Genomic DNA, 24,012 nt, shown 5'->3' with positions numbered 1-24,012 from the left:
GGGTGGCGCGCGCAGGCGCCTACATCATGGAAAAGTCGCGCTCGAAGCGCTGCAGGTGCTGGCCGCCATCGACCAGCAAGGTGGTGCCGGTGATGGACTGGTTGTCCAGCGCAAAGCACACGGTGGCGGCCACGTCGGCCGCGCTGGACGAGCGGCCCAGCGGGCTGAGGCGGTGCAGCGACTCGAAGCGCTCCTGGCTCAGCATGTGGCTGGTCAGCGTCAGGCCCGGGGCCACGCCGACGACGCGCACGCGCGGTGCCAGCGCCAGCGCCAGCATGGTGCCGGCGGCCTCGAGAGCCGCCTTGGACAGCGTGTAGCTGAGGAAATCGGGGTTCTGGTTCCAGAGCTTCTGGTCCAGCATGTTGATCACGGCACCGCTGGCATGCTCCTCGCCGGCCGCCACGCGGTCCTCGATATGGGCATGCAGCGCCTGGGCCAGCAGGATGGGCGCGCCGGTGTTGCTGCGCAGGTGGGCTTCCAGGGCCACGTAGCTGAAGCTGCCTGCATCGTCATGCTCGAACAGCGAGGCGTTGTTGACCACGGCATCCAGGTGGCCGAAGTGCGCCACGGCGCGCGGCACCAGGGAGCGCACCGAATCCTCGTTGAAGAAATCGGCATCCAGGGCGGCGCTGTCGCCGGCCAGTTCAGCGCAGGCGGCGGCCGTCTCCAGCGCCTCGTCGTGCGAGTCGCGGTAGTGCACGGCCACTTGCCAGCCGGCGCTGGCAAGCGCGAGCGCGATGTCGCGCCCCAGGCGGCGGGCCGCGCCGGTCACCAAAACGGTGCGTGTTCGGGCAGGTGTGGACATTCGAGGACAATGTACGGATCGTGACGACAGAACCCTCAATTTTAACGGCCGCCCTGCAATCCCGTGTTGCGCAAGAGATTGCGTCCTCTGGAGGCTGGCTGGCTTTCGACCGTTTCATGGCCCTGGCGCTGTACGAGCCTGGCTTGGGCTACTACGCCAATGACACCGCCAAGTTCGGGCTGATGCCATCGTCGGGCAGCGATTTCGTGACCGCGCCCGAGATGTCCCCGGTCTTCGGCCAGCTGCTGGCCGCCCAGGTGGCCGAGGCGCTGCAGCGCACGCATACCCGCGAAGTCTGGGAGTTTGGTGCCGGCACGGGCGCGCTGGCGCTGCAGGTGCTGGACGAGCTGGCCGCCCTGGGCGTGCGGCCGGACCGCTACACCATCGTCGATCTGTCGGGCACGCTGCGTGCGCGCCAGCAGCTCAGGCTGGTGAAGTACGAAGGACTGGTGCACTGGGCCGATGCCCTGCCCGAGCGGCTCGAAGGCGTGGTCATCGGCAACGAGGTGCTGGATGCCATGCCCGTGCAACTGCTGGTGCGCAAGGCAGGTGTCTGGCACGAGCGCGGCGTGGTGCTGCAGCCGGACGGCAGCCTGGGCTGGGAAGACCGGCCCACGCAGCTGCGCCCGCCCATGGAGATCGAGGGCGAACACGACTACCTGACCGAGATCCATCTGCAGGGCGAGGCCTTCATCCGCACGCTGGGCGAGCGCATGGCGCGGGGCGCTGCCTTCTTCATCGACTACGGCTTCGGCGAGTCCGAGTACTTCCACCCGCAGCGCCACATGGGCACCCTGGTCTGCCACCGCCTGCACAAGGTGGACGACGACCCGCTGGCCGAGGTCGGCCTCAAGGACATCACGGCCCACGTGAACTTCACGGGCACGGCCGTGGCCGCGCAGGAGGCGGGCTTCGAGGTGCTGGGCTATACCTCTCAGGCCCACTTCCTCATCAACTGCGGCCTGGGACCCAAGCTGGACGCCCTGGCCCAGGGCCCGCGCGCCATGGCCACCAAGCTGATGATGGAGCACGAGATGGGCGAGCTGTTCAAGGTCATCGGCCTGGCCAAGGGCGTGGAGCCCTGGGACGCCATGGGCTTTGTGCGCGGCGACCGCACGCACCGCCTGTAGCCACCGGCCAGAGCTCCGCCCCGGGCCTCAGCGCTGGACGCTGCGGCCGTTGCTCACCTCGTAGGCCGTCTGGTCCTTGAGGTTGATGCGGTAGATCTCGCGCGTGACGTTGCCCGAGAAACCCAGCTCCACGATGGACAGGTTCTCGAACGTGGTCGTGAAGCCGCCGGGCAGGATGCGGTTCAGGCGCGCGGCGGTCTCGCCCATGGCGCGCTCGATCTCGGGCGTGAAGGTGGCTTCGCTGTAGACCAGGGTGTTGTGCGGGTTGTGGCTGCGCACCTCCTTGCCGGCCTGCACCTGGTTGATGCCGCTGACGCCCACGCTTTGCACCATGGCCTTGGCCGAATCGTTCATGCGGGCATAGACGGGCCCCGTCACGCGCGGCAGCGGGCCGTCGCGCAGCGGTGCCATGGCGGCGGTGGCGCGGGTGTTGAAGTCCATCATGGCCTCGTAGGCCGGGCCGGACTTGACGATGCCCAGGTCCAGCCACCACGGCTTGCCGGCGCCCTTGGCGGCCTCGGTGGTGTAGAAATTCTTCAGGTGCACGTCCTGCAGCACGGGCGGCAATGCCGGCAGGGCGGCCAGCATCTTGCGCGGTGTGGTCGGGTCGGCGCTGTGGATATGCACCACGGTGACATGGGGCAGGTTGAAGGTGTTGGCCTCGGCCACCAGCTTCAGGCGCAGCAACTGCTCGTGCACCACGGGCGTGACCTGGCTGTCCATGATGGCCGTGGCATCGGCCGGCAGGCGGTAGACCAGGCCATAGGTGGTCTGGTGGGCGCGGAAATCGCTGCGCTGCAGGGCGCTGTTGTCGATGGCGCCCGACGCCGCGGCTGCCGTGGTGGGGGCCGGAGCGCTGGCGCAGGCCGCCAGCAGGGCGGCAGGCAGGATGGCGAGAAGAAGGCGCCTGGATGTGTGTTGCATGGTGGGGTTGTCTTGTTGCGGCATGGAGCCATGGAAGAAGGGGGCTTGTCGCGAATGGTCCCGAAGCCTCCCGCCACGGGACTTTCCCAATGTAGGACGCCCATGTGTCCCGCCCATGACGCGCCGCCGCCGTACACTCGGCGCCATGATCCGCTGGCTCCTTGTCATCTTCCTGGCCCTGCTGCTGTTCAATGGCCTGCACGCCTGGCTGGAGCGCATAGGCCTGGGCCGCCTGCCGGGCGACTTCCGCTTTCGTCTGTTCGGCCGCGTGATTTTTCTGCCCATTGCCAGCACCGTGTTGCTCAGCGTGATTGCCGCCCTGATCGCCAAGCTGGTCTGAGCATGGCTTGAAGCACGGGCGCGCCGCCCGTATATGCAGGCATTGCCCCATGACTTCCGAACAAGAGGCCGCCCATGTCCGACAAGCTGCATTTCGTCTGCCCCCATTGCCACACCACCAACCGCATTGCGGCCGACCAGCTCGGCAGCGCGCCTGACTGCGGCAGCTGCCACCAGCCGCTGGTCACCGGCCAGCCCGTGGCGCTGGATGCGCAAAGCTTTGCCAGGCATGTGGGGCGCAGCCAGGCGCCGGTGGTGGTGGACTTCTGGGCACCCTGGTGCGGCCCCTGCCGCATGATGGCGCCGGCCTTCGAGCAGGCGGCGCAGGCGCTGGCGCCCGGCGTGCAACTGGCCAAGCTCGATACCGAAGCCCATCCCCAGGCTGCCGCGCCCTGGAACATCCGCAGCATCCCGACCATGGTGGTGTTCAAGGAAGGGCGCGAGATCGCCCGTGTCTCCGGCGCTTTGCCGGCCGGCGAGATCGTGCGCTGGGTGCGTTCGGTCGTCTGATTTCTCTGCGGGTCCCCAAGGCCGGGCGCCTTCAGGCCCGCCCTCAGGCCTGCACTTCGCCCGGCTGGTAGAAGCAATAGCCGCTGTTGCGCAGCGTCTTGACGGGTAGTTGCTGGCCGCTGGCCTCCTCCACCTTGCGGCGCAGCCTGCGCATCTGGGTGTCCAGGCGGCGCTGGTCGTAGACCAGATAGTCGCCGCCCAGGGCCTGCACGATCTTTCGGCGGCTCACCTCGGTGCCTGCCTGGCCCATGAGGCACTGCAGCACCAGCAGGTCCTGCTGGGAGAGCGCGACCGGCGGGGCCGATGGGGGCAGCAGGCGGCTCGGACCCAGCTGCAACAGCCAGCGCGCCTGGCGCTGCTGCAGGCCCAGGCGGCGCACCAGCGCGGCCAGCGTGGCCTCCAGCTCGTCCAGATCACAGCCTTTGCCCAGATAGTGGTCGGCTCCGTTTTCCAGGCCGTCGATGCGGTTGGTGCTGGTGTTGTGCGCGCTGAACACGATGATGCCCAGTTGCTGACCCTGCTGGCGCAGGCGCTGGATCAGGGCCAGGCCGCTGCCATCGGGCAGGCCGATGTCGATGATGGCCAGGCGGTGGCGCCGCGCGTCGAAGTGGCGGTCGAACTCCTGCAGGCTGGCAACGCATTGCGGCGCGTAGCCCAGGCCCTCCAGGAATTCACCCAGTTCATGGCGCAGCACGGGCTCGTCTTCGAGCAGGATCACATCAAGCATGGGGGAAGGGGGCTGAGCGGCGAGGCCGGGAGGCTGGTGTACGCTGGCGGCCCTGTGGTGGACCTCCGATGCGATATTACCGTGCAACCCTCCTGCTGCTGGCCTGGCTGCTGTGTCCGCTGCTGACCCAGGCCCAGGCGCTCCTGCTGAACCCCTATGTGCCCATGCTGGAGACCGCCGGTCAGTGGCAGCGGCTCGATGACGCCGCTGGCTTGCTCGACGCCGGGCAGGCCGACGCCGCCCCCGGATGGCAGCCGCTGCCCGGTCACCTGAACGCCAGCTTCACGCAGGCGGCGGTCTGGCTGCGCATGCCGCTGCAGGTGGAGCAGCCCGGCAGCTGGATGCTGCTGCTGGGTAATGCCCTGCTGGACGAGGTGGAGGTCCACGTGCGCAGATCCGGTGGCCCCTGGCAGCTGCTGGGGCGCAGCGGCGAAGAAGTGCCGCGCCACGCCTGGCCGGTGGACTACCGCAGTCCGGCATTCCAGTTCGAGCCCCCTGTCGCCGGGTCTTACGAGTTGCTGGTGCGCCTGCGCGCGCGCAACGCGCTCGTCACCCGCATCGATCTGTGGCAGCGACTGGCGTTCGACAACCACACGCGGCGTGAGGCCCTGTCGTTCGGCCTGTATTTCGGGTTGTACCTGCTGTTGATCGGCGTGCAGTTGGTGTTCTGGCTGGGCACGCGGGCCCCCTTGAGCGGCCTGTTCCTGGCCTATCTCAGCGTCTGCGTGCTCAATGAGGTGGTATCGCTGGGGCTGGTGCAGCAACTGACGGGCCTGCCCGGGTTCTGGAGCGACCGCCTGCTGGGATGCGGCATTGCCGCCGCCCTGGCGATCTCCATGCAACTGGCCTGCAGGCAGCTGGACCTGGCGTCGCTGTATCCGCGGCTGGTGCGCCAGATCGTGCCGCTGCTGTGGCTGTTCAGCCTGTGCTGCATGCTGCTGGTGGTGTCGGGGCACTACTCGGCGGGCATGATCCCGGTGCAGGCCATGACCCTGCCGCTGACCCTGGGCTTTCTCGCGTTCGCCCTTTGGCTGTGGCGGCGCGGCCATGCCCCGGCGCGGTTCTTCATGCTGGCGTTCGGCATCTTCTATGCCGGCGTGCTGATCTCTTTTCTGCGCAACCTGGGCTGGCTGCCCATGAACGCGCTGACCGCGCTGGTGTCCACGCATGCGTCCGCGCTGGGCACCATGGCGCACATGCTGCTGCTCAGCGGCTGGATCATCGGCGGATACGAGCACAGGCGCCGCGTTCGAGAGCGGGAGCAGGTGCTGCTGGAGGCCGAGCTTGTGCAGCGCCAGTTGCGCGAGAGTGAACTCAGCGAGGCGCTGGTGCTGGAGCGCAGGGTTCGCCAGGAGCAGCGCGACTTTGTCGCCATGGTCTCGCACGAACTGCGCACACCGCTGGCCATCATCCTGACCAGTGCGCAGCAACTGGCGCGCAATCTGGCGGCACCGCCCGACAAGACGCTGGCACGCAGCCGCAACATCCGCGAAGCCGCCCAGCGCCTGCTGGCCCTGGTGGACGACTGCCTGGCCGACGACCGCATGGCCGACCCCCAGCCCCATGCCGAGCCCCGCCTGCAGCCCTGCGACCTGCATGCGCTGGTGGATGGCTTGTGCCTGGACTTTGCGCCCGGCCGCATCGTCTGCCACCTGGGCGGGGGCACGCAGCAATTGATCACCGATGCCGGCCTGCTGCGCATCGCGCTGCGCAATCTGCTGGCCAATGCAGACCGCCACACGCCCGAGGGCGAATCGGTCCGCCTGGACGTGACCAGGCAGGGCGAGGGTCTGGAGATCCAGGTCTCGAACGCCTCCGAGCCCATTGCCCAGGCGGACCAGGACCAGTTGTTCGAAAGGTATTACCGTGGCCGCAACGCCCAGCACCGGCCCGGCGCCGGGCTGGGGCTGTACCTGGTGCGGCGCATCGCCGAGCGGCTGGGCGGCAGCGTGGCCTTGTTGACGGCAGGGGGCGAGCAGCCCGTGTGCCTGCGACTGGTCCTGCCCGTGGCGGGAGCCTGATTCCCGTGTGTGGCGGCCCTTGCGCTCAGGCCGCCTGCGCCAGCCAATCGGCCACGGCCTGCGCGCGTGCTGCCTGCACGGCTTCGCCTATGGCCTTGCCCTGTTTGCCGCGCGCGGCGGCCTGGGCCGCGATGTCCGAGGTGGAGATGGACAGCGCGGCAGCCAGCGCATCGCGCAGGCGCGCGCGCTGGGGGTAGGGTCGGTCCTCGAAACCCAGGCGCCCCCGCGCATCGCATTCACAGGCCGCAAGGGCCTGCTCGAAGCGCGCGGGCTTGCGGATGGCGTCGCAGCGCTCCAGCAGGCGCACGATGGCGGCGCCGTTGAGCTCGCCGCTGCGGTGGATGTTGCCGTGCTCGCGCGCCACCACGTCGCCCAGTTCGCGGCAGTCGGTGGGCACGCGCAGCCGCTCGCCAACCTTTTCGGCCAGGCGGGCGCTGCGGTGCTCGTGGCCTATGTGGCGCGGCAGCACATCGGCCGGGGTCGTGCCCTTGCCCAGGTCGTGCACCAGGCAGGCATAGCGCACGGGCAGCGGGGTGTCCAGCTGCGCGGCCATGTCCAGCACCATCATGGCGTGCACGCCGGTATCGACCTCGGGGTGGTATTCGGCGCGCTGGGGCACGCCCCACAGGCGCTCCAGCTCGGGCAGCAGCACGGCCAGCGCACCGCATTCGCGCAACAGCTCGAACATGCGTGAGGGCTGGCGCTCCATCAGGCCCCGGCTGATCTCCTGCCAGACGCGTTCGGGCACCAGGGCATCCACCTCGCCGGCGGCCACCATCTCTTGCATCAGGGCCATGGTTTCCGGTGCCACCGTGAATTCGTGGAACCGCGCCGCAAAGCGCGCCACGCGCAGGATGCGCACCGGGTCTTCGCGAAAGGCGTCGGTCACATGGCGCAGCACCCGGGCCTGCAGGTCGGCCTGGCCGCCGTAGGGGTCGTCGATGGCGCCTTTGCCATCCCAGTCCGGCGGGGCGGCCATGGCGTTGATGGTCAGGTCGCGCCGGGCCAGGTCCTGCTCCAGCGTGACGTCGGGCGCCGCCTGGACGACGAAACCGCGGTAGCCCGGCCCGCTTTTGCGCTCGGTGCGCGCCAGGGCGTACTCCTCGTGGGTTTCGGGGTGCAGGAAGACGGGAAAGTCCCGCCCCACGGGCATGAAGCCGCGCTCGGCCATCTGCTCGGGCGTGGCGCCGACCACGACCCAGTCGCGGTCATGCACGGCCCGCCCCAGAAGGCGGTCGCGCACCGCGCCGCCCACCATGTACACCTGAAATTCGCTCATCCCGCAATGGTACGGCCTGGGCGGTGACATGATGGCGGGCTGCGCCGGGCGCCGAGGGGCGCCGCATGCCCATTTTCCATTTGGAGACAAACCATGGCTTGGTCCTTTCGACCGCGTGTTCCCGTCCTGATCCTGGGCCTGGCGGCTGCCGGCCTGCTGTCCGCAGCCAGCGCCGCACCGCTGGCCGACACCACCCGGCAGGCGGCCCGTGCCAGCCTGCATGAATGGGTCGAGGTGCTGGCCCTGCCCAACGACGCCAATGTGCCGGCCGATATCCAGAAGAACGTGGCCTGGTTTGCCAAGGCCTTCGAGCGGCGGGGCTTCGAGGTGCGGCAACTGGCCAATGGCGACAAGCCCATGCTCATGGCCACGCTGCCGTCGGCTGGGCCCGGGCGCAAGACCGTGCTGTTCTACGCCCACCTTGACGGCCAGGCCGTCAAGCCCGAGGAGTGGCAGCAGGCCAGCCCCTGGCAGGCCACGCTCAAGCAGCGCCAGCCGGATGGCTGCTGGGCCGCGCTGCCGCTGGAGCAGCTGTATGGCGAGCAGCCCGATCCGCAGTGGCGCGTGTTTGCGCGCTCGTCCTCGGACGACAAGGCGCCCATCGTCATGCTGCTGGCGGCGCTGGATGCGCTCAAGGCCCAGGGCAAGCAGCCGGGCGTGGACATCAAGGTGCTGCTGGATTCCGAAGAGGAAAAGGGCTCTCCCACGCTGGGCCGCGTGATCGGCGAGAACCTGGGTGCGCTGAAGTCCGATGCCATGGTGGTGCTCGACGGTCCCATGCACGCCAGCAACCGGCCCACCCTGGTGTTCGGCAACCGGGGCATTGCCCAGGCCACGCTCACTGTCTATGGCGCCAGCCAGGAACTGCACAGCGGCCACTACGGCAACTACGCGGCCAATCCGGCCCAGACCCTGGCGCGCCTGCTGGCCAGCATGAAGGGCGATGACGGCAAGGTGCTGATCCAGGGCTACTACGACGGCATCGAGTTCGATGCGCAGGCACGCGAGGTGATGCAGGCCGTGCCCGACGACGAGGGGGCGCTGCGCAAGCGCCTGGGGATTGCGAAGGCCGAGACCGTGGGACGCAACTACCAGGAGTCCATGCAGTACCCCTCGCTGAACGTGCGCGGCCTGCAAAGCGCCGAGGTGGGCAGCAAGGCGCGTACCGTCGTGCCCTCCGTGGCCGTGGCCGAGATCGACATGCGCACCGTGCCCGAGACGCCTCCCCAGCGGCTGGAGAAACTGTTGCGCACCCATATCGAGGCCCAGGGCTTCCATCTGGTCGATGGCCCGCCCACGGCCGAGCAGCGTGCCAGCCACCCCAAGCTCGCCACCCTCAAGCTGGGCGGTGTATCAGCCTCCGGCTCTGCCGTTCGCACACCGCTGGACGCCCCTGTCGGCCAGTGGCTGCGCAAGGGAATGAACAAGGCCTGGGACAGCGACCCGGTGCAGATCCGCATGATGGGCGGCACCGTGCCCACGGGCGCGGCCGTGCAGGCGCTGAAGATTCCCTTCGTCATCGTGCCCCTGGTCAATGCCGACAACAACCAGCACAGCTTTGACGAGAACATGCGCCTGGGCAACTACTTCGATGGCGTGCACAGCCTGGTGCATCTGCTGGCCGAGCCGTTCTGACAGGCGGCACTCAGCCCGCCGCAGCCGTGCGGTACGGCTCCTCGAACGGCCGGAAATCATGCTCGGCCAGTGCGCCCTGCACCCAGTCCTGCACGCCCGGCAGGGCGCGCACGCGGCGCACATAGGCGTCGATGGCCGGTGCCACGGGCAGCTCATAGGTCGCCAGGCGCATGCACACGGGGGCGAAGAAGGCATCGACGATGCTGAACTGGTCGTACAGCATGGGGCCGCTGGCCGTGGACAGCAGCGGTTGCCACAGCTCGGACAGGTGCTGCACATCGTCGCGCAGTGCGGCGTTCTCTGCCCATAGCCGCGCGCCGACCTCGGGCAGTTGGGCCTCGATGTTCATCGGGCACAGCGAGCGCAGGGCGCCGAAGCCGCTGTGCATCTCGGCGCAGAGGCTGCGCGCGCGGGCGCGGTTCAGCGCCAGCGTGGGCCACAGGTGCTTTTCAGGGAATTTCTCGGCCAGGTACTCGCAGATGGCCAGGCTGTCCCAGATGGCCATGCCTTCATCCATGAGCACGGGCACCCGGCCCGATGGCGAGAGCGCGCGGGCGCGCTGCTTGAAGGCGGACTGCTCCTCGAAGCTGTCAAAGCGCAGCATGACCTCTTCAAAAGCGATGCCGGCCTGGCGCATCAGCACCCAGGGGCGCATGGACCAGGACGAATAATTCTTGTTGCCGATATAGAGCGTGAGCATGGCCGCAACCTCCGCGATAGGCCCTACAGCTTAGCAAGCATGGCAGGAAAACCCATGTAGGAGCCGGGCGCTGCCTGGGCGCGCTCTAATGCGTGCCATGCAAAACGATAGCTCTTCTCCCCAGGCGCCAGCGGCGCGCCACACGGCTGCGCTGGTCCTGTTTTCCGGCGGCCAGGATTCGACCACCTGCCTGGCGCAGGCACTGTCACTGTACGAGCGCGTCGAGACCCTGGGTTTTGACTACGGCCAGCGCCACAGCGTGGAAATGCAGGTGCGCCAGCAGGTGCGCGAGCGGCTGGCCAGGGACTTTCCCCAATGGGCTCCGCGCCTGGGCGATGACCATGTCCTCTCGCTGGACGTGCTGCAACAGATCGGCGGCTCCTCCCTGACCGAGGACGTGGCCTTCGCCATGCAGGCCGACGGCCTGCCCAACACCTTCGTTCCCGGGCGCAACCTGCTGTTCCTGACCCTGGCCGGCGCGCTGGCCTACCGGCGCGGCCTGTCCGTGATCGTCACCGGCGTCTGCGAGACCGACTACTCCGGCTACCCCGACTGCCGAGACGACACCATGAAGGCCATGCAGCTCGCCCTGAACCTGGGCCTGGAGCGGCGCCTGCGCATCGAAACGCCCCTGATGTGGATAGACAAGGCCCAAACCTGGCAAATGGCCCACGACCTGGGCGGCGACACCCTGGTGGACCTCATCCAGCGCGACACCCACACCTGCTACCAGGGCACGCGCGAGACGCTGCACGACTGGGGCTACGGCTGCGGCACCTGCCCCGCCTGCGACCTGCGAGCCCGCGGCTGGCATCAGTGGCAGGCGCAGCGCGAGACAGCAAACTAAAGAAGCACAGCGCTAAAAACCGGCGCGGCCAAAAGCAAGGGCCGCCCCGCAGTGAGGGTGTCGTCCCCCTCCCCCGCGAAGCGGGCAGAGAGGGGGAAGGCGCGCAGCGCCTCAGGGGGTGCCTGTTCTACACCGGCCAGACGACTCCATGGTCATTCAGGATGGCGTCCAGCGGCAGGTCATGCGGCTCGGGCTCGAACTCGTCCACATAGCCGCAGCCGTAGCCCAGGCCCACGGTGAAGGGCTTGGGCTGCAGTTCGGCCAGGGTGCGGTCGTAGAAACCCCCGCCATAGCCCAGGCGGTAGCCGCCGGCCGCGTAGCCCACGCAGGGCACGAACAGCAGGGTGGGGGTCAGGGTTTCGGTGTCCTTGGGCTTGGGAATGCCGTAGGCATCCTCTTCCATGGGACAGCCCGGGTACCAGGCGTGAAAGCTGAGTGTCTTACGCTGCTTGTCAATCACCGGCAGTCCGATTCGGCGCCTTTGTGGGGTACCCTGTAGCTCGCCATCTTCCTTCCAGCGGTGAAGCGCGGGCAGCGGATCGAACTCTCCCTTGATCGGCCAATAGGCGCCGATCACGGTGTCGGGCCGCTGTATCAGCCAAAAGCGCATGACCTGTTGCAGCGCGTCGGCGCGCTGCAGTCGGTCGGGAAGATTGAGGCGCTGGTCTATCAAGCTGCGGCGCAGGGCTGCTTTGTCCATCAGATAATTTCCTCCATGCACTGGCTGAAGATTTTGACACCGCTTTTGGCGGCTTCCCTCTGGACCACCGCAGCCACGCCTGCGCTGGCGCAAAACCGTGGCGACGATGTCTTGCTGGAAATGCAGCAGGCCTTCCGCAAAGGCGACAAGGCCAAGCTCACGCAGCTGCTGCCTTCTGCGCGTGGCCATGTGCTCGAACCTTGGGCCGCGTACTGGGAACTCAAGGCCCGGCTGGATGAAGCCAGTGCCGATGAGATTCTGGGGTTTTTCAAGCGCTGGCCCGGCACCTACCAGGAAGACCGGCTGCGCAACGACTGGCTGCTGCTGCTGGGGCAGCGCCGCGACTGGGGCATGTTCGACCAGGTGCATGGTGCGTTTCGCATGCGCGATGACCGCTCCGTCAGCTGCTACGCCCTGCTGATCGACAGCATCAAGGGCCAGCCTGCTGCCAACCTGGGCCAGCAGGTGCGCGACCTGTGGTGGGCCCAGCGCGACGCCGACGACGGCTGCACCTACGCCGCCGGCGAGCTGTACGCGGCCAAGCAGATCAGCGAACCCGAAGTCTGGCGCAAGGCGCGCCAGGCGGCCGAGGCCAATCGCCAGAAGGCCACGCGCGATGCCGTGGCCATCGTCGCGCTCGAGGCCTTGCCCCAGGTGGCGCAGGTCTTTGCCTCGCCCGCCAAGTACCTGGCCGGGCAGACGCGCGTGCGCGGTGCCGTGCCCAAGGAACTGGCGCTGCTGGCGCTGATCCGCATGGCCTCCAGCGACCCGGCGGCGGCGGCCACCCAGCTCGAAGGCGGCTGGGGTGCCCGGTTGACGGCCGAGGAGAACAACTGGGCCTGGGGCGTGATCGGCAAGCAGGCCGCGCTCAAGCTGCAGCCCGAGGCGGCGACCTATTTCGGCAAGGTGCGCAAGGACGGCGACCTCAGCGATGAACTGCTGGGCTGGAAGGTGCGTGCCGCGCTGCGCGCCGGCGACTGGCGCACGGTGCGCCGCGCCATCGACGCCATGGGTCCCGAGCGCACCGAGCACACATGGACCTACTGGAAGGCGCGCGCCCTGCTGTCCGGCCGACCGAGCGAGCAGGAACGCTCCGAGGCGCGCCAGTTGCTGGAGGACATGGCCGGCCCCGGCAGCTTCTACGAGCAATTGGCGCTGGAGGACATCGGCCAGCGCGTGACGGCGCCCCCCCAGCCGGCGCCGCCCACGGCGCCCGAAAAGGCTGCCGCCCGCGCCAACCCCAGCCTGGTGCGCGGTCTCTACGCCATCCAGAACGGCCTGCGCAGCGAAGGCGTGCGCGAATGGAACTACGCCACCAACCTGCACCAGGCCGGCGGCATGAGCGACCGCGAACTGCTGGCCGCCGCCGACCTGGCCTGCCAGCAGCAGGTCTGGGACCGCTGCATCAACACCAGCGAGCGCACCCGCAGCTTTGCCGACTGGAGCCAGCGCTTTCCCATGCCCTTCCACGACACGGTGCTGGCGCGCTCGCGCTCCATCGGCCTGGACCCGGCCTACGTCTATGGCCTGATCCGCCAGGAAAGCCGCTTCATCATGGACGCCCGCTCGGGCGTGGGCGCCTCGGGCCTGATGCAGGTCATGCCGGCCACGGCCCGCTGGACGGCGCGCAAGATCGGCATGACGGACTTTTCCCCGTCCATGATCAATGACCGCGAGGTGAACATCACCATCGGCACCGCCTATCTGAAGTTGGCGCTGGACGATTTCGACGGTTCCATGGCGCTGGCTGCGGCCGGCTACAACGCCGGTCCCGGCCGCCCGCGCAACTGGCGCAACGGCCCGGTGCTCGACGCCGCCATCTGGGCCGAGAACGTGCCCTTCACCGAGACGCGCGACTACGTGAAGAAGGTGCTGTCCAACACCACCAACTACGCGGCGCTCATCACGGGCCAGCCCCAGTCGCTCAAGAGCCGCCTGGGCACCATCGGCCCCCGCGATGCAGCCACGCCCGACCCCAGCAAGGACCTGCCCTGAGCCGCACTTGACATTCCTGCGGGGTGCAGCGTCGCCTGGCGTTGCTACACTTGGTTACCGACAGGCGGGCCGCATGCCGCGGCCCGGATACCGCAGGGGTTTCAACAATGACAACAACATGGAGCCGCGCGGCCTGGGCCGCGCTGGGTCTTGCATGGGCGTGCACGGCGGCAGCGCAGCCGGTCTACAAATGGGTGGACGCGGAAGGGCGCACGCATTACGGATCGCAGCTGCCCACCGACCAGGCCGATGCCGGCCAGATCAAGGTATCGCCCAATGGCAGCTCGGGCGCAGGCTCGGGCCGGTTTGGCGAAGAGCGCAATCCCGACGGCACGAAGAAGCTGCCCAAGCAGGTGCGCGAGATGGCGGACGGCGTGGCCAAGGGCCTGAGCAAGGTCGACTCCAAGGAGGTGCCGCTGAACTGCGCCGCCGCCGTGGACAACATCCGCAGCCAGGTGGACACCATGGTCGAGAACGGGCAGAAGAACGTCAAGGGCGGCTACATCACCCAGGCGCAGTTCGATGCAACCGCCGGCAAGTTTCGCGAGGCGCGCACCCATGCCACGGTGGCCGACTGCCAGGCCGCCACGGGCCGCTCCAAGGCCATGTACCAGTGCATGTCCAGCAGCTACAACCACCTGATCGGCTGCGCGGAAAAGCACAAGCCCTGAGCCTGGCGTCGGCAACCCATACAGACGCCAGCGTGCCCATGTGCTGAGTCAGGGCCGCGGGCCTTGTTCTGCGGGAAATGGGCCGTGATGGCGCTGTCCGGACGCATTTGCAGGTGCGCCCGCGTTCAGGCCTTCAGGCATTCAAGCCTTCAGGCATTCACCAGCCACTCGCCCTCACGCTGCGCCGCTCCAGAGTGCACGAGCATGTCCACCAGCGCACGGCCCCAATCGTCAGGGGGCTGGTCAGAAAAATAGCCTGCGTGCAGTGTGCCGAAGTAGGGCGTGGCGGCCAGCCAGGCCAGCAGATCGGTGGTGCGTATGCGCTGCCAGTCCAGCAGCCGGTACTTGAGCAGCACCTTGGCCGCGTAGAGCGCGTGGCGCTCGGGGGCGCGCACAAAGCCGTCCAGGCGGCGGCGCGCCGTGTCCAGCGCGGCGGCGACGCCCGTGAAAACGCCACCGTGGCCGGGGACGATGGTCAGCGGTGCCAAGCCTTCGATCACGTCGAGCGTGGCTGCCACCTCGTCGAAGGCGCTCAGGCCCTCGATCTCGGGGAAGACCACGCCGAAGCCGTTTTCCCAGAGCGCGTCGGCCGAGATCAGGGTGCGGCTGGCGGGCTCGAACAGGATGATGGAGTGCGGATCGTGCCCGGGCGCGGCATGGATCTGCCAGTCGCGCCCCGACAGCCGCACGCTGGTGCCGGGCTGCAGCACGCCGGTCAGCGCAAATTGCGGGCATTCCTGGCCGGTGGGCGTGTAGCTCAGTGCAGCGGGGTTCCAGTCGCGCACGAAGGCGGCCTGGCCCGGTGCGGCGTAGGTTCTGGCCTGCGGCCAGTGCGCCTGCAAGGCAGCATTGCCGCCGCAGTGATCGCTGTGCAGATGGGTGTTGAGGATGCGTGACAGCGGTTGGCCGGCCAGCGTCTGCTCGACCAGCAGCACGGTCTGCCCGGCATGGCTGACGTAGCCGGTATCGACCACGGCAGCGCCGTCGTCCTGCGGGTCGTCTACAGGGACATCGGCATCGGCATCGGCGGCGAAGACGATGTTGTTGGCCGACAGCCAGCCGCGCTCCAGCACGGTCATGCCGGGGGGCAGCGCGGCGCTGTCGCTGGTTGGGGCGGAGGTTGTCATGAGGAGGTGGGCGGTTTTTGCCCAAGGCTAACAGCCGCAGGCAGCCACGGCTGACGCGCGGGCTACAGCTGCGGCCGTGCGGGTTTCAGGCGGGATCGCGCAGGGCGCGCCTGAGGATCTTGCCTACGTTGGTCTTGGGCAGTTCGTCGCGGAACTCCACCGTGCGCGGGCGCTTGTAGCCGGTGAGCTGGTCATGGCAAAAGCGCATGACCTGGTCCTCGGTCAGTGCCGGGTCGCTGCGCACCACGTAGACCTTGATGGCCTCGCCCTGGCGCTCGTCGGCCACGCCCACGGCTGCGCATTCGAGCACGCCGGGGCACATGGAGATCACGTTCTCCAGCTCGTTCGGATAGACGTTGAAGCCGCTGACCACCATCATGTCCTTCTTGCGGTCGATGATGCGGGTGAAGCCCTCCTGGTCCATCACGCCGATGTCGCCGGTGCGCATGTAGCCGTCGGCCGTGAAGGCCTTGGCGGTTTCGTCCGGCTGGTTGTAGTAGCCGCGCATGACGTTGGGGCCCTTGATGCACAGCTCGCCGGCCTCTCCCATGGGCAGGTCGCGGCCTTCGTCGTCCTTGATGGCGATGGAGATGCCCGGCAGCGGCAGGCCGATGGTGCCGCTGAAGGAGGTGGTGATGACGGGGTTGTTGGTGCCGATGGCGCAGGTCTCGCTCATGCCCCAGCCTTCGATCATCACGCTGCCCGTGACCTGCTGCCACTGGCGCGCCGTGCCCTCGCTGGCGGCCATGCCCCCGGCTTGGGAGACGCGCAGTTGCGAGAAGTCCAGCTCGCGGAACTGGGCGTTGTTGAGCAGGGCGTTGAACAGGGTGTTGACGGCCGGCAGGATGTGGAAGGGCCGTTTTTGCAGCACCTTGACGAACTTGGGGATGTCGCGCGGATTGGGGATCAGGCTCAGGCTGGCGCCCATGCGCACGGCAAACAGGCTCACCGTGAGCGCGAAGATGTGGTACAGCGGCAGCGCCGCGATGATGTGCGTGTCCTGGGCCTTCACGCGGCCATGCAGCGCGGGCGTGAACCAGGCATGGGCCTGCAGCGTGGCGGCCACGATGCAGCGGTGGGTGAGCACGGCGCCCTTGGACAGGCCTGTGGTGCCGCCCGTGTACTGCAGAAAGGCCACCGAATCCAGCCCCGCCTGGCTGGGCCGCAGCTCTTTCTGGGCGCCGCGCGCCAGCGCCTGGGAAAAGGTCGTGACCTCGCGCACCGTGCCGCCCGCGCCGTCCAGCGGCAGGCTGTAGGCCGGCACCATCTTGGCCAGGTGGCGCACGGCGAAGGTGATCCAGCTGCCGTACATGCCGCCCAGCAGATCGCCCATGGCCGTGACGCAGACATGGCGGATGGCACTGCGCTCGATCACGTCGGCCAGGGTGTGGGCGAAGTTCTCCAGGATGATGATGGCCGTGGCGCCCGAGTCCTTGAGCTGGTGCTCCAGCTCGCGCGGGGTGTACAGCGGATTGACGTTGACGCAGGTGTAGCCGGCGCGCAGCACGGCCGCCATGCTCACGGCGAACTGCGGCACATTGGGCAGCATGATGGCCACGCGCGCATCGGGCTCCAGGCCCAGTCCCTGCAGCCAGGCGCCCAGGCGGGTGGACAGCTGGTCCAGCTCGCGGTAGCTCATCCAGCGATCCATGCAGACCGAAAAGGGCAGGTCCGCATGCTGGGTGAAGGCCTCCTCCAGCAGGTGTGTGAGCGAGCGGTATTGCTCGGGATGCACCTCATGAGGCACATCGGCGGGATAGTTCTTGAGCCAGGGCGCAGCGTCCATGCAGGGTACCTTGGGTTGCTGGGAAGACAGGGGGACAGCGAAGTTGCAGGCGCCGGCCGGCCGGCCACCGCTGCGGCCGATTCTGGTCAGGCGGGTGCTTTGCGGTCTACACGGGGTTGTCCTAGGGCCTGTGCTACGTTGGCTTCTTTTTTCATTGGGGACGGGCTGCCGTGAACGCACGCATTCTGCAAATGGTGGCGCTGGGCACGCTGGCGGGCGCCGCGGCCTGGCTGGCATGGTGGTGGCCGCGTTCACCCGGGCTGGCGCTGGCGGGGGCGCTGCTGGGCCTGTGCTGGCCGGGCCTGCACCTGGGCCTGCAGATGCTGCTGATGCGCCGCGTGGTGCACAAGGCGGGCGCGCCCGTGCCGTCATGGCGCGCGGTGGCGGCGGCCTGGCTGGCCGAGTGGCGGTTGGCCGTGCAGGTGTTTGGCTGGCGGCTGCCGTTTCGCGCCCGTGCCGAGGCCGATGGCTGGCCTGACGGCGGCACCACCGGCCAAGTGGGTGTGATCGGTCAGGTGGGTGTGGTGCTGGTCCACGGATTCTTCTGCAACCGCGCGGTCTGGGCGCCCTGGCTGCGGCGGCTCAAGGACGGCGGCATTGCCTGCGCGGCCATGACGCTGGAGCCGGCGCATGGCGCATCCATCGACGCCATGGTGGCCGACCTTGATGCCTGCGCGCGCCGCATGGCCCAGGCCACGGGGCGCGCGCCGCTGATCGTGGCGCACAGCATGGGTGGCCTGGTGGTGCGGGCCTGGCTGGGGCAACTGTCGGCGCAGGAGCGCCCGCAACTGGCGGCCCATGTGGTGACGCTGGCCACGCCGCACCGTGGCACCTGGATGGCGCGCTTCGCCCATGGCCTGCCGGCGCTGCAGATGCGCACGGACAGCGCCTGGCTGCAGCGCCTGGGGCCGCCGCCGTCGGACGTGCCCTTCAGCTGCTGGTGGAGCTGCTGCGACAACATCGTCTTTCCATCGCCCGTGGCCACGCTGCCGGGGCAGGATGCGCACCGCCTGGACGATGTGGCCCACGTGCAGCTGGTGTTCGACGAGCGCGTCTGGCGCTTTTGCCTGGCGCTGCGCGAGCGGCTTGAGGCTGCAGGTTCCTGCAGCGCCGATTCCTACAGAGCGACCTCGCCCGGCAGCAGCGCATCTGCCGCGACGGTGGGCTGATCGCGCAGCTGGCGGTACAGCGGCTCGAAATCGGCGGCCGTGAGGTCGAACAGCTGCTGCAGGTCGTCGATCACGAAGTAGGTGTGCTGGTAGCTGTCGATCTTGTAGAGCGTGCGCATGGCGCGCTCCAGCGACAGCGGCAGGCGCTGCGGCTCGGGGCTGCGCACCGAGTAGTTGAGTTCGCCCGATGAACTGAGAATGCCCGCGCCATAGGCGCGCAGGCCGCCCTGCTCGCGGATCAGGCCGAATTCGATGGTGTACCAGTACAGGCGCGACAGCATCTCGCAGGCGCCCAACTCGGCCGCTTTGAGCCCGCCCTGGCCGTAGGCCTGGATGTAGTCGGCGATGACGGGGTTGAACAGCAGCGGCACATGGCCGAAGAGGTCGTGGAAGACATCGGGCTCGACGATGTACTCGAACTCCTCGGGCTTGCGGATCCAGTCCGTGACCGGGAATTTGCGGTTGGCCAGCAGCGAGAAGAAGGGCACCTCGGGAATCAGCCCGGGCACGCCGACGATCTCCCAGCCCGTGGCGCGGCGCAGGCGCTCGTTGACTTCCTCGAAGCGCGGAATGCGGTCCTTGGCGCCCAGCGAGGGCAGGGCGTCGATGAAGTGCTGGCTTGCCAGGCCCGGCAGCAGGGCGGACTGGCGTTCGTACAGGCGCCGGTAGGTGTCGTGGTCGGCCTCGGTGTAGGCGTCGTAGTCCTGCGCGCAGGTGTAGTCGTCGCTGGCGCGGCTGTAGTCGCCGCGCGGGGGGCGGTCGGCCTGGCCGTAGACCACGGGTGCCACACCGGGGGCGTGGGCGGGGGCGTGGGACGAGGTGGGGGTCGCTGCGGTGCTCATCATGGTGCTCTCCAAGGATCTTGTCATTGCCGCCCCGGGCCGGGGGCAGGCAAGGCACCTGCGCGGCTCAGAGCTGGCGGATTCGGGCGGCCTGTACCAGCAGGCCGTATTTGCTGTGCTCGGAGCGCACAAAGCGCGCGAACTCCTGCAGTTGCAGTTCTTCGGGCAGCACGCCCATGGCGGACAGGGTGTCCTGCACCGGGCGGCTGCGCATGGCCTGCGAGAACGCGGCGGCATGGCGCTGCGCCTGTTCCGCGGGCCAGCTGGCCGGTGCAAACAGGCCGAACCAGTTGGCCATGTTGAAGCCCTGCACCGTGTCGTTGAGGCTGGGCACCTCGGGCAGCAGGGGCGCGCGCTCCAGCGTGGTCACGGCCAGGGCCTGCAGCCGCCCTGCGCGGATATGCGGCAGCGAAGACGCCAGGCTGTCGAACAGCAGGTCGGCCGAGCCGTCGAGCAGGGCCGACAGTGCCGGCTGCGTGCCGCCGAAGGGCAGGTGCAGCAGCGGCAGCCGCGTGAGCATCTGGTACATCTCGCCCGACAGGTGGCCGCTGCTGCCCGGCCCGCCCGAGGCATAGCGCAGCGGCTGGCGGTGCTTGGCAAGAAAGCGCTGCAGGTCCAGCGGCGTGCGTATGCGCCACTGGCGTGCCAGATCGCTGCGCATGACCAGCACATTGGGCATGCGCGCCACCAGCACCAGCGGCTGGAAGTCGCGCAGCGGGTCGTAGCCCAGCTGGGGCTGCAGCCAGGGCAGCACGGCATGGGTGGCGGCCGCGCCCATCAGCAGCAAGCGGTCCTGGGCGGTGGCCTGGGCGACCATGTTGGAGCCCTTGGCGCCGCCGTCGCCCGGCACATAGAGGATCTGGATGGCTCCCAGCTTCGCGGTGCTGGCCTCGACCAGCGGCCGTGCCGTGCGGTCCAGCGGGCCGCCGGCCGCATAGGGAACGATCAGGGTCAGGGAGTCGGGCTTCGCATCGCGCGGCTGGGCGGCGGAGGGCTGCTGGGCCTGCGCCGCCGCAGGCACCCAGGGCAGGGCGGCCAGTGCTGCCAGCAGGCTGCGCCGCGCCAACCGGGCCGACGGCTGCGGGCCGGCTGGCGCAGGCGCACGGGCATGGCGTGACATGGCGCGGTTGGCGTCGTGGCGGGGCGTCATGGCGTGAAGCGAAATGGAGGCGATCCCCGCAGTATAGGCAGCGTGGGCAGGCCGGAAGGCGTGGACGATGCATGTCCCGTTGGCGCTTGACTGTTTGCGCGCAGGCCTGGGCGGCAGCCTGGTTCAGCGGGGCATTCATGGGGATCTCCGGCCAGTTCAATGCAGGACAGTCGGACGGGCGCCATGGCCGGCGCCTGCGTCTTCTCGATCGGTGCTGTCACTGTAGGCGGGAGGGGCTTCAGCTTTTTGCCGTTTGCCCGTGGAGGGAAAATGCGAAATGCATGAAAATTGCGGAATTCTTTCGTTTATCGCAATTTAACTGGTTAACTCGGGTTAACCCTGAAGAAATCCGTACTTATTTACGAGTCCACCGCCATGAGCGCCACGCACAACATCGACAAACTGGATCGGGCCATTTTGCGCCGCCTGCAGGCCAACGGCCGGGAAACCTATGACGTCATCGGGGAGCAGGTCGGCCTGTCTCCCAGCGCCGTGCTGCGCCGGGTCAAGCGCCTGGAAGACGGCGGTGTGATCGATCGCTACGTGGCCCTGGTCCAGCCCGAGACGGTGGGCCTGGGGCTGACCGCCTATCTCAACGTGCGCCTGGAAAAGTACACCGAGACCAGCAAGCGCAACCCCATGGACGTGTTCCGCGCCAGCGTGCAGACTTGGCCCGAGGTGGTGGAATGCGTGTCACTGACCGGCGAAATGGACTACCTGATGCGCGTGGTCGTGGCCGATATGCAGCACTACACGCGCTTCGTCATGGACACCTTGCTCAAGCACCCCAGCGTGCAGGACTGCAAGACCAGCTTCGTGATGGACCGGGTGAAGGTGACCACGGCGGTGCCTCTGTAGCCACGAAGGCTCGGACAGGGGGCCTGGCCGTCGAGAGGTGCAGGGAGGGAAAATTGGTTTGCATGCCAAAACCTTACGGTTTTGTTGCATTGCAATATCTCCGTTGCTCGACATCGGGTTTTTACCTATATTTGAGCCATGAATGCATCCAAAGACTGGTTGAAGGCGTCCTGGCAGGCCGGCCGGGACATGTTGCGTGCGAGCGCAGGCCAGCCGCACCGTCCCGATGGGCGCTCCGCGTCCATGGTGCCCATTCGTTCGCTGGGCCCGTCCCACCGCGAGCGCGTGGTGGCGCATTTGCTCAAGCTCGATGAAGGCGACCGCTACCTGCGCTTCGGCTATGCCGCCAGCGACGAGCAGGTCCGCCGCTATGCCATGCAGCTCGACTTCGAGCGCGATGACATCTTCGGCATCTACAACCGCCGGCTCGAGCTGATCGCCATGGCGCACCTGGCCTTTGCCTCGCATCCCGAGCACAAGAGCTGCGCCGAATTCGGCGTCTCCGTGCTCAAGCAGGCACGTGGCCGTGGCTATGGCGGGCGCCTGTTCAACCGCGCCGTGATCCATGCACGCACCAAGGGCGTGTCCATGATGTTCATCCATGCGCTGTCGGAGAACACGGCCATGCTGAGGATTGCGCGCAAGGCCGGCGCCACCATCAAGCGCGATGGCTCCGAATCCGAGGCCTACCTGCAACTGCCGCCCGCCGGCATCGACACGCACATGGCGTCTCTGATGACCGAGCACATCGGCGAGGTGGACTACCAGTTCAAGAAGCAGGCCAAGCAGTTCTGGGATTTCCTGGCCGACGTGCAGGAAATCCGCCGTGGCGTGCAGGATGGCCGCCACCAGGCTGGCGAATAAGCGCAAAACGCCGCAAGGGGATTTGGCGCAGCGCATGCAGGGGTGACGGAGCAATCCGCTATCCTTGCAGCTTGTTTCACTACCGCACGTCCTGCACTCCAAGACAGTGTCCGACCCCCATCCTGCGCGCTCTTCCGAGAAGGAAAGCAAGCGAAGCTTCCTGCAAAAGGTGGCCGAGTTCATTCACCCGGCCCCCGACTCTCCCGACGAGCTGATCGAGACCCTGGCCGACGCCGAGGACAATCAGGTCATCGGCCCCGAGTCGCGCGTCATGCTCGAACGCGTGATCCGCATGGCCGACATGACGGCCGGCGACGTCATGGTCGCAGCCCCTCGCATGGACCTGGTCAACATCGACGCGCCGTTCGATGAATTGCTGCACCAGGTCATCACCACGGCCCATTCGCGCTTCCCGGTCTACCAGGGCGAGCGCGAGAACATCATCGGCATCCTGCTAGCCAAGGATCTGCTCAAGCTGCAGCGTTCGCCGGACCTGAACATCCGCGCCCTGCTGCGCCCCGCCGCCTTCGTGCCGGAGAGCAAGGGCCTGAACGATCTGCTGCGTGAATTCCGGGGCAACCGCAACCACCTCGCCGTGGTCATCGACGAGTTCGGCCGCGTGGCGGGCCTTGTGACCATCGAGGACGTGCTGGAGGAAATCGTCGGCGAGATCGAGGACGAGTTCGACATTCCCGAGGACGAGGGCGACATCTTCGCCCTGGCCGACAACAGCTACCGCGTGGCGGGCGATACCACCATCGAGCATGTGAACGAGACCTTCGAGGTCGCCCTGCATGCCCGCGATCCCGACGATGAGTTCGACACCATCGGCGGCCTGATCGCCCACGAAATGGGCCATGTGCCCAAGCGCGGCGAGCAGATCCATCTGGCGGGCCTGGAATTCACCGTGCTGCACACCAAGGGCGGCGCCGTGCGCTGGTTCAAGGTGGTGCGTGATCCCGCCGCCGACAGCCTGCTGCGCAGCTGAGGCTGCGCCTGAACCTGCCCTTGGCTGGACCTCTCTCACCCGAGACCTACCTCTTTTTGCGCACAACCGGCCGATGCCCCTGTCCAGTTCTTCCGCTTTCTCGCAAGATGACCGGCGCATGGGCCGGTTGGTCCATGGGGTGCTGCTGCTTGTGGCTGGTGCAGCGCAGGCCCTGTCACTGGCCTGGCCCTGGGCGCGCGGGCAAGGTGACGGGCCGCTGAGCCTCATCGGCGGCTATGGCCGCCCGCTGTGGTGGCTGCAGATTCTGTCGCTGGCCGTGCTGGCGCGCGCCCTGCAGACGGCGCAGCGTCCGGCCCAGGCGGCAGGGCGTGCCATGCTCTTCGCCACGGCCTGGCTGGTGGCCACCTTCTGGTGGCTGTTCATCTCCATGCATGTCTATGGCGGCCTGCCTGCGCCGCTGGCCGTTGCCGCCGTGCTGGCGCTTGCGGCGTTTCTGGGCAGCTACTACGCGGTGGCCGCCTGGGGTTGGCAAAGGCTGCGCCCTGCTGGTGTGGCGGGTGGCGCGCTGCTGTTTTCCGCCGTCTGGCTGCTGGCCGAGCTGGCGCGTGGCTGGCTGTGGACCGGCTTTCCCTGGGGCGCGGGCGGTTATGCCCATGTGGAAGGCCCCTTGTCCGTGCTGCCGCGCTGGATTGGCGTCTATGGCACGGGGGCCGTGGCGGCCTGGCTGGCATATGGGCTGTCGTATGGGCTGGCTGCCTTGCTGGACAGACAGCGTCTCCGGCCCGTCCGCCTGGTGGCCACTGCAGCGGCACTGGTCCTGGTCTGGGGTGGGCTGTGGTGGCTTCGCGATGCCGCCATCAATGCACCGTCGGCCGAACGGCCGGCGCTGAGCGTGGCCTTGCTGCAGGGCAATATCCCGCAGGATGAGAAGTTCGAGGCCGGCAGCGGCATTCCGCTGGCGCTGGGCTGGTACGGGCGCGAGCT

At 68.1% G+C, this 24,012-nt stretch carries 22 protein-coding genes and 1 pseudogene; 13 read left to right on the top strand and 10 right to left on the bottom strand.

Annotated features, from left to right (window positions below; genetic code table 11):
* Positions 1 to 19 precede the first annotated feature (19 nt).
* Complete coding sequence (locus JHD82_RS17740; RefSeq protein ID WP_012203180.1) at positions 20 to 805, bottom strand: SDR family oxidoreductase; 786 nt, start codon at positions 803 to 805, stop codon at positions 20 to 22.
* Positions 806 to 921: 116 nt separating this feature from the next.
* Here JHD82_RS17740 and JHD82_RS17735 point away from each other — a divergent pair, with 116 nt between their 5' ends.
* On the top strand, positions 922 to 1,935 hold the full coding sequence (locus JHD82_RS17735) for a class I SAM-dependent methyltransferase (protein ID WP_012203181.1): 1,014 nt from the start codon (positions 922 to 924) through the stop codon (positions 1,933 to 1,935).
* Between the two features lie 27 nt (positions 1,936 to 1,962).
* On the opposite strand, the gene JHD82_RS17730 is transcribed toward JHD82_RS17735, so the two are convergent.
* Positions 1,963 to 2,859, bottom strand: coding sequence for a hypothetical protein (locus JHD82_RS17730; protein ID WP_199137850.1), 897 nt, complete (start codon positions 2,857 to 2,859; stop codon positions 1,963 to 1,965).
* A 145-nt stretch (positions 2,860 to 3,004) separates the two neighbouring features.
* On the opposite strand from JHD82_RS17730, the gene JHD82_RS17725 reads away from it, so the two are divergent.
* A complete protein-coding gene (locus tag JHD82_RS17725; protein WP_012203183.1) occupies positions 3,005 to 3,199 on the top strand; it encodes a DUF2905 domain-containing protein in 195 nt (64 codons plus the stop codon).
* A 74-nt stretch (positions 3,200 to 3,273) separates the two neighbouring features.
* Positions 3,274 to 3,708 carry a thioredoxin TrxC gene (gene trxC / locus JHD82_RS17720; protein ID WP_012203184.1) on the top strand — a complete coding sequence of 145 codons (435 nt, stop codon included), beginning with the start codon at positions 3,274 to 3,276 and terminating at the stop codon, positions 3,706 to 3,708.
* A 43-nt stretch (positions 3,709 to 3,751) separates the two neighbouring features.
* Here trxC and JHD82_RS17715 read toward each other — a convergent pair whose 3' ends face one another.
* A complete protein-coding gene (locus JHD82_RS17715; protein ID WP_199137848.1) occupies positions 3,752 to 4,435 on the bottom strand; it encodes a response regulator transcription factor in 684 nt (227 codons plus the stop codon).
* Between the two features lie 68 nt (positions 4,436 to 4,503).
* Between JHD82_RS17715 and JHD82_RS17710 the strand changes: the two genes are divergently transcribed.
* Positions 4,504 to 6,456, top strand: coding sequence for a sensor histidine kinase (locus JHD82_RS17710; RefSeq protein WP_199137846.1), 1,953 nt, complete (start codon positions 4,504 to 4,506; stop codon positions 6,454 to 6,456).
* A 25-nt stretch (positions 6,457 to 6,481) separates the two neighbouring features.
* On the opposite strand, the gene JHD82_RS17705 is transcribed toward JHD82_RS17710, so the two are convergent.
* Positions 6,482 to 7,735: a multifunctional CCA addition/repair protein gene (locus JHD82_RS17705; protein WP_012203187.1), complete on the bottom strand. Its 1,254-nt coding sequence runs from the start codon at positions 7,733 to 7,735 to the stop codon at positions 6,482 to 6,484.
* Between the two features lie 93 nt (positions 7,736 to 7,828).
* Here JHD82_RS17705 and JHD82_RS17700 point away from each other — a divergent pair, with 93 nt between their 5' ends.
* Positions 7,829 to 9,370 (top strand): M20/M25/M40 family metallo-hydrolase, encoded by a 1,542-nt coding sequence (locus tag JHD82_RS17700; RefSeq protein WP_199137844.1) that lies wholly within the window; start codon positions 7,829 to 7,831, stop codon positions 9,368 to 9,370.
* A gap of 10 nt (positions 9,371 to 9,380) precedes the next feature.
* Here JHD82_RS17700 and JHD82_RS17695 read toward each other — a convergent pair whose 3' ends face one another.
* Positions 9,381 to 10,070, bottom strand: coding sequence for a glutathione S-transferase family protein (locus JHD82_RS17695; RefSeq protein WP_199137842.1), 690 nt, complete (start codon positions 10,068 to 10,070; stop codon positions 9,381 to 9,383).
* A gap of 97 nt (positions 10,071 to 10,167) precedes the next feature.
* Between JHD82_RS17695 and queC the strand changes: the two genes are divergently transcribed.
* Positions 10,168 to 10,917: a 7-cyano-7-deazaguanine synthase QueC gene (gene queC / locus JHD82_RS17690; RefSeq protein ID WP_170962089.1), complete on the top strand. Its 750-nt coding sequence runs from the start codon at positions 10,168 to 10,170 to the stop codon at positions 10,915 to 10,917.
* A 127-nt stretch (positions 10,918 to 11,044) separates the two neighbouring features.
* Here the strand turns inward: queC and JHD82_RS17685 are convergent, their stop codons facing one another.
* Positions 11,045 to 11,617 (bottom strand): 5-formyltetrahydrofolate cyclo-ligase, encoded by a 573-nt coding sequence (locus JHD82_RS17685; RefSeq protein WP_012203191.1) that lies wholly within the window; start codon positions 11,615 to 11,617, stop codon positions 11,045 to 11,047.
* Positions 11,618 to 11,632: 15 nt separating this feature from the next.
* Here JHD82_RS17685 and JHD82_RS17680 point away from each other — a divergent pair, with 15 nt between their 5' ends.
* Together JHD82_RS17680 and JHD82_RS17675 are read left to right on the top strand one after the other, a co-directional pair.
* Positions 11,633 to 13,612, top strand: coding sequence for a lytic transglycosylase domain-containing protein (locus JHD82_RS17680; RefSeq protein WP_199137840.1), 1,980 nt, complete (start codon positions 11,633 to 11,635; stop codon positions 13,610 to 13,612).
* Between the two features lie 107 nt (positions 13,613 to 13,719).
* Positions 13,720 to 14,283, top strand: coding sequence for a DUF4124 domain-containing protein (locus tag JHD82_RS17675; protein ID WP_012203193.1), 564 nt, complete (start codon positions 13,720 to 13,722; stop codon positions 14,281 to 14,283).
* Positions 14,284 to 14,432: 149 nt separating this feature from the next.
* On the opposite strand, the gene JHD82_RS17670 is transcribed toward JHD82_RS17675, so the two are convergent.
* Together JHD82_RS17670 and JHD82_RS17665 are read right to left on the bottom strand one after the other, a co-directional pair.
* On the bottom strand, positions 14,433 to 15,410 hold the full coding sequence (locus tag JHD82_RS17670; protein WP_199137838.1) for an MBL fold metallo-hydrolase: 978 nt from the start codon (positions 15,408 to 15,410) through the stop codon (positions 14,433 to 14,435).
* Positions 15,411 to 15,495: 85 nt separating this feature from the next.
* Entirely contained in the window at positions 15,496 to 17,196 is a 1,701-nt protein-coding gene (locus JHD82_RS17665; protein WP_199137836.1) for an AMP-binding protein, read from the bottom strand.
* Positions 17,197 to 17,366: 170 nt separating this feature from the next.
* On the opposite strand from JHD82_RS17665, the gene JHD82_RS17660 reads away from it, so the two are divergent.
* Positions 17,367 to 18,365: a triacylglycerol lipase gene (locus JHD82_RS17660; protein ID WP_199137834.1), complete on the top strand. Its 999-nt coding sequence runs from the start codon at positions 17,367 to 17,369 to the stop codon at positions 18,363 to 18,365.
* On the opposite strand, the gene phhA is transcribed toward JHD82_RS17660, so the two are convergent.
* Positions 18,314 to 19,210, bottom strand: a complete 897-nt coding sequence (gene phhA / locus JHD82_RS17655; protein WP_063327318.1) for a phenylalanine 4-monooxygenase — start codon at positions 19,208 to 19,210, stop codon at positions 18,314 to 18,316. The genes JHD82_RS17660 and phhA overlap by 52 nt on opposite strands.
* A gap of 64 nt (positions 19,211 to 19,274) precedes the next feature.
* Positions 19,275 to 20,357 (bottom strand): tripartite tricarboxylate transporter substrate binding protein, encoded by a 1,083-nt coding sequence (locus tag JHD82_RS17650; RefSeq protein WP_199137832.1) that lies wholly within the window; start codon positions 20,355 to 20,357, stop codon positions 19,275 to 19,277.
* A gap of 375 nt (positions 20,358 to 20,732) precedes the next feature.
* On the opposite strand from JHD82_RS17650, the gene JHD82_RS17645 reads away from it, so the two are divergent.
* The 4 genes and pseudogenes from JHD82_RS17645 to JHD82_RS17630 form a co-directional block, all read left to right on the top strand.
* Positions 20,733 to 21,215 (top strand): Lrp/AsnC family transcriptional regulator, encoded by a 483-nt coding sequence (locus tag JHD82_RS17645; RefSeq protein WP_012203199.1) that lies wholly within the window; start codon positions 20,733 to 20,735, stop codon positions 21,213 to 21,215.
* Between the two features lie 138 nt (positions 21,216 to 21,353).
* Positions 21,354 to 22,079 carry a GNAT family N-acetyltransferase gene (locus tag JHD82_RS17640; RefSeq protein ID WP_013804260.1) on the top strand — a complete coding sequence of 242 codons (726 nt, stop codon included), beginning with the start codon at positions 21,354 to 21,356 and terminating at the stop codon, positions 22,077 to 22,079.
* A gap of 106 nt (positions 22,080 to 22,185) precedes the next feature.
* Positions 22,186 to 23,067: an HlyC/CorC family transporter gene (locus JHD82_RS17635; RefSeq protein WP_013804259.1), complete on the top strand. Its 882-nt coding sequence runs from the start codon at positions 22,186 to 22,188 to the stop codon at positions 23,065 to 23,067.
* 73 nt (positions 23,068 to 23,140) lie between these two features.
* A pseudogene (locus JHD82_RS17630) lies at positions 23,141 to 24,012 on the top strand (apolipoprotein N-acyltransferase); the annotation flags it as partial.

This window comes from Delftia sp. ASV31 (assembly GCF_016428765.1).
Taxonomy (GTDB): Bacteria; Pseudomonadota; Gammaproteobacteria; order Burkholderiales; family Burkholderiaceae_C; genus Comamonas; species Comamonas acidovorans.
This window is presented reverse-complemented; position numbering and strand designations above follow the sequence as displayed.

Excerpts from the sequence above, each read along its gene's own strand:
- JHD82_RS17740 (WP_012203180.1), bottom strand. The coding sequence starts at position 805 with ATGTCCACACCTGCCCGAACACGCACCGTTTTGGTGACCGGCGCGGCC.
- JHD82_RS17735 (WP_012203181.1), top strand. The coding sequence starts at position 922 with ATGGCCCTGGCGCTGTACGAGCCTGGCTTGGGCTACTACGCCAATGAC.
- JHD82_RS17730 (WP_199137850.1), bottom strand. The coding sequence starts at position 2,859 with ATGCAACACACATCCAGGCGCCTTCTTCTCGCCATCCTGCCTGCCGCC.
- JHD82_RS17725 (WP_012203183.1), top strand. The coding sequence starts at position 3,005 with ATGATCCGCTGGCTCCTTGTCATCTTCCTGGCCCTGCTGCTGTTCAAT.
- trxC (WP_012203184.1), top strand. The coding sequence starts at position 3,274 with ATGTCCGACAAGCTGCATTTCGTCTGCCCCCATTGCCACACCACCAAC.
- JHD82_RS17715 (WP_199137848.1), bottom strand. The coding sequence starts at position 4,435 with ATGCTTGATGTGATCCTGCTCGAAGACGAGCCCGTGCTGCGCCATGAA.
- JHD82_RS17710 (WP_199137846.1), top strand. The coding sequence starts at position 4,504 with ATGCGATATTACCGTGCAACCCTCCTGCTGCTGGCCTGGCTGCTGTGT.
- JHD82_RS17705 (WP_012203187.1), bottom strand. The coding sequence starts at position 7,735 with ATGAGCGAATTTCAGGTGTACATGGTGGGCGGCGCGGTGCGCGACCGC.
- JHD82_RS17700 (WP_199137844.1), top strand. The coding sequence starts at position 7,829 with ATGGCTTGGTCCTTTCGACCGCGTGTTCCCGTCCTGATCCTGGGCCTG.
- JHD82_RS17695 (WP_199137842.1), bottom strand. The coding sequence starts at position 10,070 with ATGCTCACGCTCTATATCGGCAACAAGAATTATTCGTCCTGGTCCATG.
- queC (WP_170962089.1), top strand. The coding sequence starts at position 10,168 with ATGCAAAACGATAGCTCTTCTCCCCAGGCGCCAGCGGCGCGCCACACG.
- JHD82_RS17685 (WP_012203191.1), bottom strand. The coding sequence starts at position 11,617 with ATGGACAAAGCAGCCCTGCGCCGCAGCTTGATAGACCAGCGCCTCAAT.
- JHD82_RS17680 (WP_199137840.1), top strand. The coding sequence starts at position 11,633 with ATGCACTGGCTGAAGATTTTGACACCGCTTTTGGCGGCTTCCCTCTGG.
- JHD82_RS17675 (WP_012203193.1), top strand. The coding sequence starts at position 13,720 with ATGACAACAACATGGAGCCGCGCGGCCTGGGCCGCGCTGGGTCTTGCA.
- JHD82_RS17670 (WP_199137838.1), bottom strand. The coding sequence starts at position 15,410 with ATGACAACCTCCGCCCCAACCAGCGACAGCGCCGCGCTGCCCCCCGGC.
- JHD82_RS17665 (WP_199137836.1), bottom strand. The coding sequence starts at position 17,196 with ATGGACGCTGCGCCCTGGCTCAAGAACTATCCCGCCGATGTGCCTCAT.
- phhA (WP_063327318.1), bottom strand. The coding sequence starts at position 19,210 with ATGATGAGCACCGCAGCGACCCCCACCTCGTCCCACGCCCCCGCCCAC.
- JHD82_RS17650 (WP_199137832.1), bottom strand. The coding sequence starts at position 20,357 with ATGACGCCCCGCCACGACGCCAACCGCGCCATGTCACGCCATGCCCGT.
- JHD82_RS17645 (WP_012203199.1), top strand. The coding sequence starts at position 20,733 with ATGAGCGCCACGCACAACATCGACAAACTGGATCGGGCCATTTTGCGC.
- JHD82_RS17640 (WP_013804260.1), top strand. The coding sequence starts at position 21,354 with ATGAATGCATCCAAAGACTGGTTGAAGGCGTCCTGGCAGGCCGGCCGG.